This is a genomic window from Microcoleus harperi Pol14_C6 (assembly GCF_036701295.1).
Taxonomy (GTDB): domain Bacteria; phylum Cyanobacteriota; class Cyanobacteriia; order Cyanobacteriales; family Microcoleaceae; genus Microcoleus.
The window spans coordinates 166,529-184,647 of the sequence record NZ_JAUBQN010000007.1 but is presented as its reverse complement, the minus strand read 5'-3'; the positions used below and the strand labels follow the sequence as shown (position 1 = coordinate 184,647).

Annotated in this window: 14 protein-coding genes; 10 read left to right on the top strand and 4 right to left on the bottom strand. The window is 48.1% G+C overall.

Annotated features, from left to right (window positions below; genetic code table 11):
* The 6 genes from QUA27_RS08165 to rpmA all read left to right on the top strand — a co-directional run.
* Positions 1 to 926: calcium-binding protein (locus QUA27_RS08165; protein ID WP_445251479.1), on the top strand; the 926-nt coding region annotated here is incomplete at its 5' end.
* A gap of 840 nt (positions 927 to 1,766) precedes the next feature.
* Positions 1,767 to 2,735: a hypothetical protein gene (locus QUA27_RS08160; RefSeq protein ID WP_333067381.1), complete on the top strand. Its 969-nt coding sequence runs from the start codon at positions 1,767 to 1,769 to the stop codon at positions 2,733 to 2,735.
* Positions 2,736 to 2,845: 110 nt separating this feature from the next.
* Complete coding sequence (locus tag QUA27_RS08155) at positions 2,846 to 3,355, top strand: DUF3122 domain-containing protein (protein ID WP_333067379.1); 510 nt, start codon at positions 2,846 to 2,848, stop codon at positions 3,353 to 3,355.
* A 324-nt stretch (positions 3,356 to 3,679) separates the two neighbouring features.
* Complete coding sequence (locus QUA27_RS08150) at positions 3,680 to 3,895, top strand: hypothetical protein (protein ID WP_015176895.1); 216 nt, start codon at positions 3,680 to 3,682, stop codon at positions 3,893 to 3,895.
* 349 nt (positions 3,896 to 4,244) lie between these two features.
* Positions 4,245 to 4,637: a 50S ribosomal protein L21 gene (gene rplU, locus QUA27_RS08145; RefSeq protein WP_333036112.1), complete on the top strand. Its 393-nt coding sequence runs from the start codon at positions 4,245 to 4,247 to the stop codon at positions 4,635 to 4,637.
* Between the two features lie 27 nt (positions 4,638 to 4,664).
* The gene (gene rpmA / locus QUA27_RS08140; protein ID WP_333067378.1) at positions 4,665 to 4,964 is read left to right on the top strand and encodes a 50S ribosomal protein L27; all 300 of its coding nucleotides are present in this window, start codon (positions 4,665 to 4,667) and stop codon (positions 4,962 to 4,964) included.
* 198 nt (positions 4,965 to 5,162) lie between these two features.
* Here the strand turns inward: rpmA and thiS are convergent, their stop codons facing one another.
* Both thiS and QUA27_RS08130 read right to left on the bottom strand, forming a co-directional pair.
* Positions 5,163 to 5,375, bottom strand: coding sequence for a sulfur carrier protein ThiS (gene thiS, locus QUA27_RS08135; protein WP_190738130.1), 213 nt, complete (start codon positions 5,373 to 5,375; stop codon positions 5,163 to 5,165).
* A 97-nt stretch (positions 5,376 to 5,472) separates the two neighbouring features.
* Positions 5,473 to 6,555, bottom strand: coding sequence for a thiamine phosphate synthase (locus QUA27_RS08130; protein ID WP_333067377.1), 1,083 nt, complete (start codon positions 6,553 to 6,555; stop codon positions 5,473 to 5,475).
* A 222-nt stretch (positions 6,556 to 6,777) separates the two neighbouring features.
* Here QUA27_RS08130 and QUA27_RS08125 point away from each other — a divergent pair, with 222 nt between their 5' ends.
* Positions 6,778 to 8,655, top strand: a complete 1,878-nt coding sequence (locus QUA27_RS08125; RefSeq protein WP_333067376.1) for a DUF1565 domain-containing protein — start codon at positions 6,778 to 6,780, stop codon at positions 8,653 to 8,655.
* Positions 8,656 to 9,286: 631 nt separating this feature from the next.
* Here the strand turns inward: QUA27_RS08125 and QUA27_RS08120 are convergent.
* On the bottom strand, positions 9,287 to 9,964 hold the full coding sequence (locus tag QUA27_RS08120; RefSeq protein ID WP_333067375.1) for a peptidoglycan-binding domain-containing protein: 678 nt from the start codon (positions 9,962 to 9,964) through the stop codon (positions 9,287 to 9,289).
* A gap of 264 nt (positions 9,965 to 10,228) precedes the next feature.
* Between QUA27_RS08120 and QUA27_RS08115 the strand changes: the two genes are divergently transcribed.
* From QUA27_RS08115 to QUA27_RS08105, 3 genes are all read left to right on the top strand, one after another.
* Positions 10,229 to 12,136: an SdrD B-like domain-containing protein gene (locus QUA27_RS08115; RefSeq protein ID WP_333067374.1), complete on the top strand. Its 1,908-nt coding sequence runs from the start codon at positions 10,229 to 10,231 to the stop codon at positions 12,134 to 12,136.
* A gap of 554 nt (positions 12,137 to 12,690) precedes the next feature.
* Positions 12,691 to 15,141, top strand: a complete 2,451-nt coding sequence (locus QUA27_RS08110; protein WP_333067373.1) for an MSCRAMM family protein — start codon at positions 12,691 to 12,693, stop codon at positions 15,139 to 15,141.
* A 398-nt stretch (positions 15,142 to 15,539) separates the two neighbouring features.
* On the top strand, positions 15,540 to 16,400 hold the full coding sequence (locus QUA27_RS08105) for an SDR family oxidoreductase (RefSeq protein WP_333067372.1): 861 nt from the start codon (positions 15,540 to 15,542) through the stop codon (positions 16,398 to 16,400).
* A gap of 622 nt (positions 16,401 to 17,022) precedes the next feature.
* Here QUA27_RS08105 and QUA27_RS08100 read toward each other — a convergent pair.
* Complete coding sequence (locus QUA27_RS08100) at positions 17,023 to 18,051, bottom strand: hemerythrin domain-containing protein (protein ID WP_333067371.1); 1,029 nt, start codon at positions 18,049 to 18,051, stop codon at positions 17,023 to 17,025.
* Positions 18,052 to 18,119: the final 68 nt, after the last annotated feature.

Genomic DNA, 18,119 nt, shown 5'->3' with positions numbered 1-18,119 from the left:
CTCCGGTAGGGATGCCGACTCCGACTCCCACTCCCACTCCGGTAGGGATGCCGACTCCGACTCCCACTCCCACTCCGGTAGGGATGCCGACTCCGACTCCCACTCCCACTCCGATAACGACTCCAACTCCAACTCCGATAACGACTCCAACTCCAACTCCGATAACGACTCCAACTCCAACTCCGGGCACGCCTGTATCCATTGTCGTACCCCCAATCAGTTCCCCCGGCCCTGGAAATCCTACCGGACAACCAGCAAATACTGTACGCGGTGAGTTTTACAACCTCTCAGACAGTGATGACAATATTTCGCTGGCATCAATCCCTGGGGCGGCTGGTAAACAAATCTTGGCTTTATCTGGTCGAGACAATATTACAGGCACAGAGGGTGTTGACAACATCAACGGAATGCAAGGTGGTGATGTAATTAACGGAGGCGGGGGCAACGATATTCTGTCTGGCGGTAAAGAGTCCGATAACATTGATGGCGGTGCAGGAAGTGACCAGATACTTGGCGGCAATGACAATGATAGCTTGACTGGAGGAGATGGTAATGACACTATCCGGGGAGGCAAAGAAAATGATGTTCTCAATGGTGGCGCAGGTGACGATCTTCTCGGTGGCGATCGCGGTCAAGACATTCTCACTGGCGGGCCTGGAAATGATACGTTTATCTTAGCAGGAGGTGTGGCCGCTTCAGGTACTCTAGGGGATGCTGATGTGATTGTAGACTTCACCGCAGGAGATAGAATTGCTTTAACTGACGGCAACACTTTTGGCAGTCTGACTTTTGAGGCTGTGAATTTAGGTCTAAATGGTGGAGCGGCTGTTAGTAGTACGGCTATTAAACTCGGCAGCAATTATTTGGGCGTAGTCCAAGGTGCAGCTCAAAGCGCTCTAACGGCTGCTGTCTTTGTTGTGTTGTAAGTCGTGTCAGAGGGAATATCGGCTTGACAACCGCAAGCCTAAAAAGAGCGAGCGATTTTAACTTTTAGGTAGTGGTGCAAAGTCAGGGTTTTGATAATGGTAGCTCAACCACTTTAATCCCCTTTTATCCTTACGCTTGCATGACTACCAACTTTTATAGGTTTAAATATGAGTTGTAGGGTGCCCCGCACGCACCCTACTTTTTGATCCATCAAACTTCTGGTTCAATTCCTGCAGCACGCAATGGGGAAGCTAACCGTTCTGCTTTCTGGCGTTCCTCCTCTAAATGCACTTCTGTCTGTTCTATCTGTATAATATGCAAAATTTAGTAGATAGGCGGACGAATTCTATAATAACACTTAGGATAGTTTTCAATCGCTAACTATATAATCAGGGTTTCAGGCTTTCATCCAGCCCCGATACAAACGGTAGAATGGCACTTTTAGGCTCTCATTCAAAAACTTTCCTAACGGGACTCAAACAAATTGCTGACTAAAATCGGCTTGTATTCGGCTGTGGGTAAATAGTTTAGCTCGCTCCGGGTAATCGAGGCTCGAACCAGTTGTAGTAACAGAATAGCAAAAAGAAACGATCTGAAACCATTATAGCGACTGGGTTTGAGGCTCTTTTCAAGATAAACTTTGTTTAAGTCCCGCTAAGTATTGTTAATTATTTTTAATTTAATTTAAAAAATAATTTTAATCTGGTGTAGTTCTCACAAAAATACCTAATAAAAATACTAATAGCTCTTAGGTAACTTATCGATATTGAGTGTTTTATAAATGTAGAAGGTAGGATTTTATAACACCTGCTATCAGAAAAGTTAATAGGACAGCTTAAATGGCATCAATTCAACTGAGAAATCAGCTAACTGCAACAGACAAGAATATCCAAGTTCCCCTCGGTGCTGGTGCAACAACTCGCGCTAAAGATTACATCTTAGAGGTACAGTTAGTTAATCAGCCAATATCAATCGATCTTTTTAGAGATCTGAACGCTGACTATGACCCTTTCGTGCAAGTCTTTGAGATACCCAAAGGCAGCAAGGGTGCAAATGTCGCTGATACGGGTCGTCTTGTTGCTCAGGATGATGATAGCGGCGGCAGCCTCAACTCAAAAATAGCGCCGGGTGTTGGTGACCTACCAAGTGGTACTGCTCCCCCGCTTACAACTCAGCCTGGCGTGGACTATGTAGTCCGCGTGACTAGCTCAGGTAGCTTCCTACCACTTCCTCAGCCTTTCACATTACAGGTTTCAACTCCCACTGGCAATGTCGCCTTGAAAGACGCCGTAACAGGTGCGACTTTAGATGCAGGAGGCAACATCATCCCCGGCGGTAGCGGGGACCCTCTAACAGGCAATCTTCCCGTCCGGCGTTTCTTTGATAAGGTGGCAGGAGGGCATTTTTATACTACAGACCCGACAGAGAAAAATGACCGACTAAGCAACCCTGCTCGTTACCAGAGTGAAGGCGATGAATTTATCGCTCCAGCCGCCGGTAACGCCAAGGTTCAACGCTTCTTCAATACGGCATCAGGAACCTTTTTCTATACGAATAAACCTGGTGAGATACAGTTTGTTCGCGACAACTTACCCCAGTTCCGTGCTGACGGGGATGCTTTCAATTCATATAACACGGCCGTTTCGGGTGCGATACCCGTCTTTCGTTTTACCAACCTGGCGAGGGAACGGGAAAATCCGCAAAATATTACACACTTTTTCACCGCAGACCCAAACCAGCGGCGGCTGGTACAGCAGAGGTCAGATTTCCGGGATGAGGGGGTTGCTTTTTATGCTCTTCCCGTCTAAGCAGGCAGTTGGATTCATCTAGGTTTAAAATGAGTAGTAGGGTGCGTGCGACGTACCCTACTGTTTTATCTATTAAACTTCTGGGTAACAAGCGATATTTTGGTCATCCTATGAACAATCTCAGTACAAAACCTTCCCTCTTCAAGGCTTTAACTGCAATTAGCTTGTGTTTGTATCTAATCTTAGCTGTCAACCCGCCCGCTTTCGCCTCGATTCACAAATATCCAGAAACTGCCGAGACAGTAATGTTCCGATCCGTACAAAGCCTGCGCGATACAGATGACAAAGCATGGCAAGTTGTTTTGTACAAGCGAGTCAAATCGGGAGTAGTAAAGTCTTTAAATCTGAGATTAGTGGGATTTCCAGGAACAGAATTGCAGCACCCGGTTCCGCTGAAAGTTGCTGCGGGCAAGCGCGAAATTGGCACGGCAAAAGATATTTGGAGCAAGTCGGATTTGCCAATTAATGTCGGAGAATACGATATCAAATCAATAATTACACAATTGGCAAGTAATCGACCTTTGCGGTTGAATTTCCCCGTAAAAAATCAAAAAGAAACAGAATTGCTGGTTCCTCCTTTTGCTGTGAGAGAATGGCGGCTGTTGTTAGACAGAAACTAAATACACAAATTTAATCGGACTCTACATTTAATATCGATACAATTGCCAATGTCACAAATCGCTATGTTTAAATATGCCTTAAGGTAGATGTAAAGTATTTGAACGATAAGGTTGTCTGACATAAACTCAAGATACCAATTTAACCGCACTCTACATTTAAAATCGCTACTGTATAATCAATGTATCAAAAATAACTTTATTTACATAGACCTTAAGGTAGATTTAACCTATTTCAAGGGTAATTATGAAACAAACTAAAAGGTGAGTTAGTCGGTTGACAAAACTTCAGTGTTTTAACGTAGGTGTATTCAGGGTGAAGCTACTATGACTTTAATCAGTAAAATTGTCCGCAAAGCTTTGGCAACAGGTTACTTAACGGTTGAGGCCGAAGAACAGTTGCGACAGCAGTTGCAGATGACTAAGTACGGTTTAGAAGATTTTGAGGCTTTTATTAATTTGCAAAAAGAGGTGATGGAGGGTAGGGTGAAACAGCAAGCTTTGGAATTGTTACGATCGCGCAAATGTTCTGCGACGGCTTGAATCCCCTTCGATCGACCTTTTGGAGAGAATAAGGTCGATCGGTCTTTCGGGCGCGGACTCTCAGGCCGACCCCACAAGAAAATTCACTCTTTGTGGAACAGCCCCGAAAGCCTGTTCATAAAAATTCCCTACCAATTTGTTCTCAAACTAACAATTAGAAAAGATTAAGTGCCTTTTACCTTGACAAAAATACAACAATTCGCAATAATAGTAGATTGTCTGTCTAAATCCGGCTCGGATCAGGTTAAGACATTCCAAAAGCTGGAGAGCAGTCAGCAGTCAAAAGTCCACAACGACGAATGACGAATGACTCATCAGCTACCTGTACGGCAATTTCAACCACCATCCCATGACTTACGCAATCATTGAAACCGGCGGCAAACAATTTCGGGTAGAACCAGGCCGCTTCTACGACATCGAACTGCTTCACGTTGAAGCTGAATCCAAAGTCACCATAGACAAAGTATTTCTGATCCAGCACGAAGGCGAGGTTCATATCGGCCAGCCTCTACTAGAAAATGCCACGGTAGAAGGAACGGTTCTACGGCATTTCCGGGGCCGCAAAGTCCTCGTCTACAAGATGAAGCCGAAAAAGAAAACTCGGAAGAAAAAAGGGCACCGTCAAGAAACAACTCGCTTTATGATTGACTCGATTAGCGTCAACGGTACAGTCTTAGCCGCTAGAGACTTAACTCAAGCTGTTGTGGAAACCCCCCAAACCGCCGAAACTGATTCAGAATAAAACATAGTAAATACAGTTGAGGATATTATGGCCCACAAGAAAGGTACAGGCAGTACACGTAACGGACGCGACTCTAATTCTCAGCGTCTGGGTGTCAAAAAGTACGGCGGTCAAGTTGTCAAAGCTGGCAACATTTTGATCCGTCAACGCGGCACTAAAGTTCACCCCGGTAATAATGTTGGTATCGGCAGAGATGATACTCTGTTTGCCATGATTGACGGTGTGGTGACTTTTGAAAGAAAAGGCAAAACTCGCAAGAAAGTCAGCATTTATCCTGTTGTAGCAGCACCTGCGGCTGAGTCCGTGGCTGAAGCTGTCGCTGTTTAATTGCGATATTAATTCCTCCTTCCTAGGCTATGCCTGGGAACGCATATAAGCAAGGCTCTGCCTCCTGATTTTCTATGTTATTAGAAATTTACAGGAGGCAGAGCTTTTTGCAATTTGTTTCGCCGGAGAAAGGACTGTGGGTGCTTACCAAGAACCAGAGAAGCAGGAAAAACTCTCGTTTTTACTCCTAAAAATTGTCTAGCCTCCTCCGACAATTGTGACAACTTCTAAGATGTCGCCCTCTTGCATCTGTGTAGTTTCCCAAAATTGTTTGTGCAGAATTTCCCCGTTGTACTCGACAGCCACCAAGCGCGGGTTTAATCCCAATTGTTTTAGTAATTCTGGTAACGGTGTGTCGATCGCACAATTGCGGGTTTCTCCGTTAACTTGCAGCGCAATTTGATTTATCATCAGTAAAATATCTGTTTTTAGGGCGGGTTTTGTAACAAAATTATATTTTATGCACAGATTTCCTGTGCTAAACCCGCCCTACGAATCGCAAATCAACCTAGCTTTTTCCGTGCAAAGCTTTCTGAGCTTTCAGATTCTGCATCCTAATCAACTGCGAGATGAAAAACTGCGTGACTAAAGTAGGCTGTTCTGCTTCCATAATTGCGCGTACTATGGCAACTCTTTGAGCTCCGGCATTCAATATTTCATCGATGTTGTTGATATCAATTCCGCCGATCGCAAACCACGGAATCGGCGACTTATCAGCAGCATACCGCACATAGTCCAAACCTGCCGCCTGTTTATCAGGTTTAGTAGGAGTGTGGTAAACCGGCCCAACTCCAATGTAGTCGGCTCCCTCTTCAATAGCTCGCTGCATTTCCTCGCCATTCGTAGTAGAACGACCGATGATCCGTCCCGGGCCGAGCAACTTGCGCGCTTCCGCTACAGGCAAATCTCCCTGTCCTAAGTGTACGCCGTCGGCATCTGCTGCGATCGCAAAATCCACGCGATCGTTGACAATCAGCAAGGCATCGTAGCGGTGACAAAGTTCGCACAACTGGCGCGCGTTAGCCAGCTTTGCGCCGTCGTCCGAGGTTTTGTCGCGGTACTGCACCAAAGTCAGTCCGCCTTGCAAAGCAGCTTCCACCACTCCCATCAAGTTGTCTCTCGGCGAAGTTACAAGGTATAACTGCGATCGAAGTAACTGCTGGTAGCGCCGGTAAGCCAGCAAATTGCTTTCGAGAGTATAAACCCGATAGCGCATCTGCTTAAAAGCCGCCCCCATATTCCGATCGTAAATTTTGCCATACTCTTCGAGTACCCGCAGAGCTTCTTCCACCCTACAGAAATTCGCTTCCAGTAGCTGCTGAATGCTCGAACGCTGCTCTTCCTGCGGGTGAGTCAACTCCGTACCCGGATCGGCCGGCGTATCCCTAGCACTGCGAAGTTCTGCGACGTGCCAAGCAGCCAATTCTTGACGCAGTTGCTTGCACTCGCCTGCTAAATCGGCGTTGTTGAGACCAAACCTGCACCATTCTTCAATAATTCTCAACCCTTCGCGCGATCGATCTAAATTTGCATCTAAAATCCGGCAGAGGGCTGGCTGTGCCGGTAAAGTTCTGTTTTGTTTGTCGGTCATTCAGAACCACCCTAATTATAATTAATCTTACCAATCAACCCGCTATATTCTCCCACGCCGTCAAGATTGTGGCAAAGCAGGCGGCTTAATTTTGGCATAAACCGATGTAAATTCGACAATAATTTTTTAAGTTTTATTGAATTTGATGAAAACAAAGCATAATAGATCAAACTTGATGAGAGTGGAATCGTTAAACTGCATACCACACTTCGGAGGAGAGCCGTGAGGTTAGCAGAACAACACAAAAGATTAACAGAAGAAAACCCCAGCAGGCGGGTGAAATCAAAGTGCGATCGCGAAAACCCGACACCGAAATCGGGAAGCGGAACTCGGATCGCAAATCAGTGGGGTTTATTTATGCTCCTAAATTCTCAATATAGCGAGTGCAAAGAAAATCGATCGCAAAAATCTTGTTTGAGTTCTTGCCTTCTGCTCGTTTTTGCGATGACCGCCCTTTGCAACCATCAACCGTCAGTTATCGCTGCCGGGATACCCGGAGTGCAGCTACTTTCTCAGACGCTGCAGAGCGACATTAACATACTGTACGTCAGCTCGACCGGCGGCAGCGACACGGGGGGCAACGGCAGCGATCGAGCTCCGTTCAAAACCCTTACCTACGCCTTGAGCGTGGCCCCTCCCAAGACAGCGATTTTGCTAGCGCCCGGTACTTACAGCGAGCAAACTGGCGAAAAATTTCCATTAATGCTCAGGCCCAGCGTGACAGTTCAGGGAAATCCCAACACTCGCGGTCAGAATATTGTCATCAAAGGCGGAGGATATTTTATCAGTCCGACTTCGGCGGGTCAAAATATCGCGATTTTAGGCGCAGACGGGGCGGGACTCAGCGGGGTGACGGTGACGAATACCAACGATCGCGGTTACGCTTTGTGGATCGAATCGAGTTCTCCAACGGTTGTCAACAATACTTTTTCTGGCAGCACTCACGACGGCATTTCGGTAGTGGGTACTTCCAGGCCGACGATTGGCGGGAATGTTTTCTCGAAAAATGGAGCTAACGGCATTACGATTTTTGGGAGTTCCCAGCCGGAAGTTCGAGATAATGTGTTTGAAAACACCGGATTTGGGGTGAATGTAGCGCAGAACGCTTCGCCTCTGCTAATCGGTAACAAAATTACTCACAATAAAGATGGCGTGGTGGTGCAAGCTAATGCTAGACCTGTGCTGCGTAACAATTATATCGAGAGTAATCGCCGGGACGGAATTGTGGCGATATCGAGTTCTCTGCCGGATTTGGGAACTGCCACCGAACCGGGGGGCAATGTTATTCGCAACAACGGTCAGTACGATGTGAACAATGCAGCCAAAGGTCAAGTAATCCCCGCTTACGGCAATCAATTGTTGAGCAGCCGGACGACGGGATCGGTTGATGTGGCGGGAACTTTTACCCCTGGGCCAATGGGGGGAAGTGCTTTGCAGCTAACGACCGATCGACCCCCCAGAACCGGTGGCCCAGACACTTCTCTCCCTGCTTACACTCCCGGGCGGCTAAGTCCCAGAGTTGAAATATCCCCACTTCCCCCGCCTGCGCCAGTTTCCAGGCGACCAGTGCAAACTCGACCCGTACAGCCAAGCGCTGAGTTGCAGCAAGAACTTTCTCCGAGGAATGTCGCTGCTTCATCGGTAGTCCAAGGCGCGATCGCAATTCCCGTGCCCGATCCGAATTTTCGATCGATTTCGGAAAGTTCGGTACAGCAACCAATGATTCCCCCCAATTTTGATAGTTCGAGTTCGGTTTCTTCCGAGGGTAGATTGCCGGTTCCGGCCCGCAACATTCCTATCGGAAGGGGTGGCTATGTACCTGCACCTTTAGGGGGGAATTCTTTGCCCGATGCCGAGGATAATTCGCCGTCATTCGATCGAGCCAGAGCTTTGGGTTTCCGGTATCGAGTTGTGGTGGATACCGACAGTTGGCGCGATCGACAAAAAATGCAATCCCTCGTTCCCGATGCTTTTCGCTCTTTTTCCAGCGGGCGATCGGTGATGCAAGCCGGTGCTTTTCGGGAACGCGAAAAAGCTGAGGAATTGCTACAAATGCTCAGCGCTAACGGTTTGAATGCTCGAATTGAGGAGATTAAATAGTTATTGGAAATTGGGCATTGGGCATTGGGAATATCCTTTCCCGCTAAGCTGTTCGGCATTTAAAGGAGCTTAACCAATAACCAATAACCAATAACCAACAACAAAATTTTAGGGCCTAGCATATCGGATGCCAGACCCTAAAAAGTTTGTAAATTAAGTTGATTCAAGTGGGTTTTTAGCTCTGCTGAGTTTCAGCAAACTACAACTAAGGTGAACTTTTTTGCAACTACTCTGCGGACGAGCTAGCTATCAGCGGAGTCTATTCAGACTTCTGTGTTTGACTGTTGTGCGATCGCAACTTTTGATTAATCCAATAGCCTCAAGCTATTTAACCAATTCCGAGCGCAATGTCAACCTTTCTTTGCTAATAAGCTACACGGTTCAGGCGTTGCCTGCGGACTAGAGCCGAGCGGGACAAATACTCTAATTCCAAATTTTTTATCCAAGTTTTTTGTGCTTCTTGGTTTTGCCCCTCATGTTTTTAAGTTAACACCAACTGCCCGCATAAAAACACTTTGTTTACCAAACTTGACACTTTTTGATGTGATGAAATACTTCCAAAAGCGATTATTAACAATTTGTACGATCGCCCGATACCGCAACGTGCGTACCCGGCACTGTGCGCTTGCTGTCAACGCAGCAGAGCTTCCCAAGTTGCGCGGCCGACTATGCCGTCTGCTGGCAGTTGATATTGTCGCTGAGCCGCCTTGACAGCAGCTTGAGTTTCCGCGCCAAACACGCCGTCAGCACTCACCCGCAAAAATCCCTTGACCCGCAGTCGTTCTTGCAAATCTCTGACTGCCTCCCCCCGCATTCGTCTTCTCAAAACCGGAAAATTGGTTGACTGCGCTTGGGGGTTAATCTCTGAGTTGTCGCCAGTTACAGGAGCGTTGGCGATCGGGTTTTCGATCGCGCTCGGAGTCGCAGGAAACAGCCGATTCCAAGTATCTTGACCGACTATGGCGTCGGGAGGCAGACCTGCTGATTCCTGGAACTGAGACACAGCTCTAGCGGTGCTTTGCGAGAAAATCCCGTCTACAGTGTCAGTGTAAAAGCCCAACAATTTAAGAGCAGCTTGGAGTTCGATCACTTCCGAGCCGCGGCTGCCCAATTTGATTGCGGGGCGGACGATCGCCCCTGTTTGAGCGATCGGGTTGTTGCTGTTACTCTGTTCGGAGGTAGGTAGCTGTGCGACAGCAGGAGTAGGGGCGATCGATCCCATTACCAATAAACAGCACAAACTCCAGCCGAAGAGCAAACTGGGAACCTCGCGGGCGTCATTCCAGCTTGCTGTCAAGTTTTGGGACATTGGGAATTCGACCTCTGGAAAACTGGTAGCGATCGTACATCAAATCTGGAAAAAATTGGGAATTTCGGCATAGGGAATTGGGCATAAGGCATTAACTGATTCCCTGGCTATGCCTGCGAACCAGTTAAATCAAAACTCACAACTTTTCTCCCCTTCCCTTTCCTAAAAATAATTTATCCCCTGAAATAGCTGCAATTGGCAAAAAAACTGCTAGATTGCCCTACAGAAAACATTGAACCGCGTTCATTGGGCCCCAGCAACACCATGTCCGAATTCAGAACCGCCAGCCAAATAGACATCGGCAACGTCAACATAGGGAACTTCCAAGTCGGCAGCATCAGCGGCACCAAATACAACGACTTCAACGCCAACGGCCTCCCAGATCCCGGAGAAGTTCCCATTCCCAACTGGCAAATCTACCTCGACCTCAACAACAACGGCCAGCCAGAAATTAACGAACCTTCCACCCTTACAAACCCGCAAGGCAACTACATCTTCGCCAACCTGCCGCCGGGAACTTACCAAGTTAGGGAAGTCCAGCAGCCGAACTTTCGCCAAACTACCCCAAATCCCGCACCCATCACGATTACCAGCGGGACAAACGCTGGCAATATCAATTTTGGCAACAACTTTAACGCAGGGACGATCGCAGGCACAAAATTCAACGACATCAACAACAATAGCAGCCGAGATCTCGGGGAACAAGGGCTAGCTAACTGGCAAATTTACCTCGACCTCAACCGCAACAAAAGGCTAGACGGCGACGAACCTTTTACTTTTACCAACGTTGAAGGCAATTACGCTTTTGTCAATATTCCTGCAGATACATATTTGGTGAGAGAAGTCCAGCAACCAGGTTTTCTCCAAACCACGCCTGACCCTGGGCCCATTAACGTTACTTCCAACGCCACTGTCAACAACATCAATTTTGGCAATGTCTTTTTTGTCGGCAGCATCAGCGGGATCAAGTTCAACGACCTCAATGCCAACAGCGTCAGAGATGCGACAGATCCGCCTCTGAGCAACTGGCCAATTTACCTCGACTTCAACGGCAATGGCAGCTTTGATCCGGGCGAAGCCAACACCATCACCAACCCGCAAGGCAACTACACTTTTGCCAATGTTTCTCCCGGCCGATATTTGGTGAGGGAAGTGCAGCAACCGGGATGGGTACAGACTACGCCAAATCCAGGCCCGATCGACATAACCGGCAATACCAATGCTGTCGGCGTCAATTTCGGCAACAATTTTCCTACCGGCAGCATCAGCGGCTTCAAGTTCAACGACCTCAACGCTAACGGCATCAACGAACCGACGGAACCGAGAGTTGCCAACTGGCCGATTTACCTTGATTTCAACAACAACGGCAGTTTAGATCCGGGTGAACCTGCGACTTTAACAAACCCCGAAGGTAATTTCTCTTTTATCAATTTGCCTCAAGGTACCTATGTGGTGAGGGAAGTCCCGCAGCCCGGTTTTCGACAAACTACGCCCAATCCGACTCCAATCACCGTGGGCAACGGCACGAATGCCACTAATCTCAGCTTTGGTAACGTGTTGGTGACGGGCACGATCAGCGGTGTGAAATTTAACGATTTTAACGCCAACGGCCGCCTAGATCCCGGGGAACCCCCGATCGCCAACACTCAAATTTACATCGACCTCAACAACAACAGCAGTTTAGATCCGGGCGAAGCGAGTACCTTAAGCGACCTTCAGGGCAATTACAGTTTCCGCAATGTTCCGGTAGGGAGTTATGTTGTCCGCGAAGTTCAGCCGCCGGGTTTCATTCAAACAACTCCGCCTGCGGTAGTTGTTGTCTCGGCAGATATTCGGGCTAGCAGCATCGATTTGGTGACGGGAGAGGCTGAGGGTAGGTCAACTAAATCCTTCAAGGGCGATCCGCTGACGGATGGCAGCAGCTATGCGAGCGAACCTGCGGGAAATATGGGGGTAGATCGCTTGCTTTTGAGCCAGTGTCGTGATAGTGATCGAATTAGTAAATTTTTGAGTGATGGATTTTTTGCGAATTTAGGCAATATTCCTAACTTTGGGCAACAGAATGTCGGTCTGGAGTTAAATGCACAAATTGGTAATTTTGTCAAGAAAAATGAATTAAATAAGGGGGCGATCGCTCAGTCGTGTGTGCCGATGGGCGCGAGAGATTTCTAGGCTATGTAGGGTGACACAAAACTAGATAGCCCCGAATCCCAAACCGCAGATAAAAATTAGGAAGAGGTTAAAGGGCGATCGCGTGATACCCTATTGTTGGAAACCTCCAACGCATAGCCAGAGTTCCGGGAACCCCAAAGCTGGCTTGTATAGGGGGAGCAAGATTCAGAGGCAGTATCATACCTGTTTTTAGGAATTATCAGACAATTCCCCAAGAGCGATCGCCCTCGTGGCATGGTCGCTCAAGTCACCGAGGTGCAGTGAATCTTAACGTTTTTCCAGCTCTAAAAAGCAAGTGTCCACGGGCAGAAGAACTCAGGGCGCCAATCTTGAAGATATTGCGCTCAAATTGCCACCGTTATTCAAAACCTGATATAATCTCGTGCGACCAAGCTGGAGTAAGCCTGATGTTAGATGAGGAACCTTCGAGCAACGTAGACGTATGTATGATTGAGTAGCGATCGTCAGTCGCTAGCAGCAGCTAACTGCTGATTGACAAAGTGATACAGTAGCCTGTAGCTTACGTAGATTTAGGTGTGAAGGAACAGAAAATCATGGCAGAAAAATATGCTAGTCAGGTAAGTCCTGTATTACCCCCAATAGTGCTACCGCCAACCATCAATTTTGGCAACGCTCCTGCGGGTATCCAGGGTACCAAGTTCAACGACCGGAACCGCAACGGCATTCGAGATGCAGGCGAACCGGGAATCGCCAACGTCGAAATCTTTATTGACACCAATAACAACGGCACTCGCGAGGCAAGTGAACGCTCGACGTTGACAGACGCCAGCGGAAACTTCGTATTTCCAGGCTTGGTTCCAGGCACTTATACTGTCAGGGAAATCCCGCCACCCAGATTCACCCCGACAACTCCCAACCCAGTCGTCGTCACCCTAGCGGGCATTAATGCCACAGTGTTGTTCGGTAATGCTACAGGTGGCGGTCAGATTATTGGCTGCAAATACCTCGACGTAGATAACGACGGCTTTCGAGACGGGAGTGAACCCCCGATGGAAAACGTCAGAATCTATATCGATGCCAACAACAACGGTCAGCTAGATGAAGGGGACACCAGTACCTTAACTGATAGAAACGGCGAGTATCGATTCACCAATTTGCAGCCAGGGCTTTACCGGATTCGGGAAGAGCGAGCCAACGGGCCGGGCACTGAACCTTTAGAAAAAGATTTTCCCCAAAGCACTCCCCCCGGCAACATCTCCCTGCTTGACATTAACCTCGGCTTCGACGAAATCTGGGCCTGCGCTCAAGTGGGCAACACTCCCCTGTACGAAATCCCGATCTTCAAATTCCGGGACAACAACGCCAACGGCATCCAAGATGCAGGCGAAGTTCCCCTCTCCGGCATCCCGTTCATCCTCGATTTGAACCGGAACGGCAAGACAGACCCGGGCGAACCGCAGCAGCTCACTGGCGCTGATGGTAGGGCTACCTTCAGAGATTTGAGAGCTGGCAGCTACTCTGTATTGGAAACCTTTGAAAAATTCATACCCAACCAGCCGCCAATTTCAACTACGCAGAACCCGGTAGAAGTCACAGCCCCCGGGCCCCAATCGCGACAGCAGGGAACGCTGCCTTTCATAGTGGCAGATCCAACAGTTCCGGGCGGCCAGCGGGTCGTTTCGGCGAACTTTCCGCCCCCGTTCCCGCCGGTCAACCCGGAACCCGCAGTCTTCTTCACCCCCATTCCGGTAAATCCAGGCGGCGATGGTGTCGGGAATACGCGCCCCAACATCAACATCTTCAAATACAACGATAAGAACGCTAACGGTCGTTACGAACCGGGCAACACTCCCGAGGAAGGGGGCATTGCCGGCGTCACGGCCTACCTTGATGCCAACGACAACGGCGTCCTCGACACAGGGGAACAGTCGAGAGTAACTGACGCCAACGGACGCGCCGCTTTCACCAACGTGGAACCGGGCAATTATGTGGTTCGGGAAGTGCCGCAAGCTGGTTTTAGTCCTACTACTCCGGCTCGGGTGCAGTTCAACGTCAGCACTGAAGATGCCAACGTCATCTTTGGCAACACCCCCAACAGCCGCATCACTGGGTGCAAATTCCAAGATCTGAACCGCAACGGCTACCGAGACGGCTTTGAAACGCCGATCGCAGGGGTCACAATCTACCTCGACAGCAACGGTAACGACGCCCTTGATGCGGGAGAAGCAAGTACCCTCAGCGATCAGTTCGGCCGCTGGGAGTTTGGCAATTTGACCCCCGGTATATACCGAGTCCGGGAAGTCCAGCAGCCCAACCTCCGCCAAACTACTCAACCACTGGACATCGTTCTGGGCGCAAACCAAACGTTTACTTGTGCTTTGGTGGGCAACGAGCAGATCGTTAACATTAACGAGCCAGTTAAGAAGTTCCGCGACGACAACCGCAACGGAATTCAAGATCCGGGCGAGCCTCCTTTGGAGGGCATCCCGTTCACCTTGGATTTCAACCGGAACGGCCGCTACGATCCTGGTACCGAGCCTCTGGTAAGGAGTGATGCTAACGGTATTGCCCTGTTCACCAATTTAGCTCCGGGCACCTACTCGCTCTTGGAAGTTTTCAACGCTCCGGGCGTTCCCAACCCGTTCCCCATTCCGACAGGGCCTAACCCTGTTACTTTAACGGTACCGGGGCCAAATAGTGTTGTAACGCCGATCGTGCCAGCGCCAGTACCGACAACAGACTCAACTGGTGCTACCACCGATCCGTTGACTGGCGGCACGGGTGTGGTAACTGGTTCTAGCATCCCGAATGATGATGTGCTGAATAACTTCGTCCCTTCAGCGGTGGCTGAGGTACAGGCCAGCAGCATCGGTAACTTTATCGCAGATCAGAAGACTGAAGGTTTTAGCCACTTGGTTAACGGGGCCGATTTGCAACGCGAGGTGAGTGGGCTGGTTCTACAGTTTTTAGAAGACAACGGTCTCAACAAAAAGGACTCTAAATTGATGGTGGGCACTGCTGATCAATCGCCTTCCTTCTTTTAATGTTAGGTTGGGTTTCTAGTTCTAGACTCAGCAATTAGCAACTAGCTTCTTTAAACTGCACGTCAAATCATTTTTTGGCGTGCTTTTTGCTGTTGTGACAATAATTAGAGGCTCACGGGGCGGGTTTATCTATTTATTTAATTACCGGAAATATTGTTCGTGAAACCCGCCTCTACAACAAATATATCCCGATACTCCTAGGGGCGGGTTTTACCGACAATCTTTGAGGAAAACTCACAACTTAGATAAACCAGCCCTCCACCACCATAAACTTGGATGACGGGTTGATTTATCTCTTTAATTACTGTCTTTAGTAGTAGGACACGATCGGCAAAAAGACCGATTCCCCGCCTCAAGAAAATCTTTATTTATAGAGGTAGAACGTAGAGGAATATATTATGCCAACTCAACAACAAACCAATCCGGCTCAACATCAAGAACAGCAACCCGGTATTGAATCGCAAATGACCCCGCAACCTCAGTCCTTCGCGGAGGGCTATCGCGGTAGCGACAAATTGCGGGACAAAGTAGCCTTAATTACCGGCGGAGACAGCGGTATCGGGCGTGCGGTGGCGATCGCCTTTGCCAAGGAAGGCGCTAACGTGGTCATCAGTTATCTCAACGAAGATGATGATGCCAAAAAAACCAAAGAGGCGATCGAACAACAAGGCCGGCGCTGTATTGCGATCGCCGGCGACATCGGCGACGAAAGCGTGTGTCAAAACCTTGTAGAACAAACAGTTAAAGAATTTGGCCACCTCGACATCTTAGTCAACAACGCCGCCGAACAACATCCCCAAGAAAGCATCGAAAACATCACCGCCGAACAATTAGAGCGCACCTTCCGCACCAACATTTTCTCGATGTTTTATCTCACAAAAGCCGCTCTCAAACACCTCAAAGAAGGAAGTGCAATTATCAACACTACCTCTGTCACCGCCTACAAAGGCAATCAACAATTATTAGATTACTCCTCCACAAAAGGAGCAATTGTTGCCTTTACCCGCTCTTTGTCTCAAAGTTTAGCTGAGAAAGGAATTCGCGTCAACGGAGTCGCCCCCGGCCCGATTTGGACGCCTCTAATTCCTGCAACTTTCCCTGAAGAAAAAGTTGAGAAATTTGGTGCAGACACAGCATTGGGACGCGCCGGTCAACCCGATGAAGTTGCCCCCAGTTACGTGTTTTTAGCTTCAAAAGATTCGTCTTACATGACGGGTCAAATTTTGCATCCCAACGGCGGATCTGTTATTAACGGGTAGATTTGGCGCGAGTTAATATATAAATAACCGCATTTTGTCGGGGAACTTTCACCCACAACCTCTGACTATAACTCACAATCTAAATAAACCCGCCCCCACAACCACGTTACCTAGGGCGGGTTTATTCATTTTTTTAGTTTTATATTCAATCTGCTAGCATCATCGGGTGTAAAATCCAGTTAACAGTGATACCCACTTAGCTTCGCCGAAGGGTCAACAATCACGGACGATGCAAACGAAATTGATACAATTAATCTGCGTTAATCTGTGTTGATATTCCCTCATCTGCGGCAAAAAAAAGAATTGCTGAACCGCAGATTACAAGGAATTGACGCTGATTCACGCGCTTGTCGAGAATAGATAGATAAATAATTCCGATGCTATAGCAGTCCTCGCATCATTTGTGAATTTCTTACTCCCTCCCCTTGGCAAGGGGAGGGTTGGGGTGGGGTAAAAAATTTACGACTCCTGCAAGGATTGCTATAACAGATTTGATATTAGTTTTTTAACATTGGTGACGTTTACACAAAACAGTAATCCCGCTACGTCGGTAGCGGGATTGATAGGTTGCAGTTTAGCTAGTTTTGAGCTCACCTAGAGCTACAATTAGCTCGCTGCTGAATTAGCTGAGGTTAGCCATTTCTTGCTGGATGGTGCTTTTGGCTGCTTTGAATTGAGTAGCCATTTGTTCCATTTGTGCTTCGCTCAAGTTGCGGCGAATTTGAGGGAACATATCGTTTTCTTCTTCTTTTACGTGATCCTGAACTGCTGTTTGGAGCTGTTTGATTTGGGCTTTGAACTCAGGAGAACTCGGGTTCATTGACTTAATCTTGGCGAGCATTTGCTTCATTTCTGCTTGCTCGTCGTAAAGTTCTTGAGTGTTGCTGTAGTAGCTGCGAATTGCTGGGTAAACAACTTGTTCTTCGGCTTCGGCGTGAACGCTGAGGTCTTTGTAAAGTTGACCGAAGAATTCTTGTAGTTTTTGAGGATCGTCGGTGCTTGCGATTTCCATAAATAGGGTATCGGCTTTGCGGTGATCCATTGAGATGATTTCGGTGATGTTCATCTCATCTTTGCTGCGGGTAACTGCACCGCCGATGATGCCGGTCATGGCTGCCATTGCATCTTGTACGCGAGCCCAAACGCCTTGGTCGGGGTCTTTGCCGGTCAGTTCGCGCACGCCTAAAATTTCGAGAACTCCTTTGAGTTGTTCTTGGTGAGCGCGGTTCTCAAAGTTAACTGTGTTGAGCGGGGTAATGGCAGCTTCGATGTCGGCGCCGACTACTTGAGCAGCTTTGTGAATTAACAAACCGGCCATTGTTTGTTTGTGTTTGAGCAGTTCGTGCTGGCTGACTTTTTCAAACATGGTGAGTTCAGAACCTTGCATGAGTTTCTGAACTTCTTCAATCATTTTTGTGCTGGTTTCTTTGGGTTCGGCTTGAATGCCGTATTGCACGATCGTAGTTTCTAATACGCCCAAGTTTTTGCGATCGTCTTCGAGCATATCCCGGAAGCGCTGGGCTAGTTCGGAGTCGTTGCAGGAATTGATGAACAATTGCTCGTTAGCGATCAACAGGTTTTGCAGCGCTTTCATGTCTGCTAATTTAGTGGCGATCGCTTGGCGCTTGGTATCTTCTAGGGTAGCTACCATCTGTCGTTTCTCCTCTCAATGTCTTTAGTGTTCTTACATCTCTTAATTTATTGATATATTCTGATAAC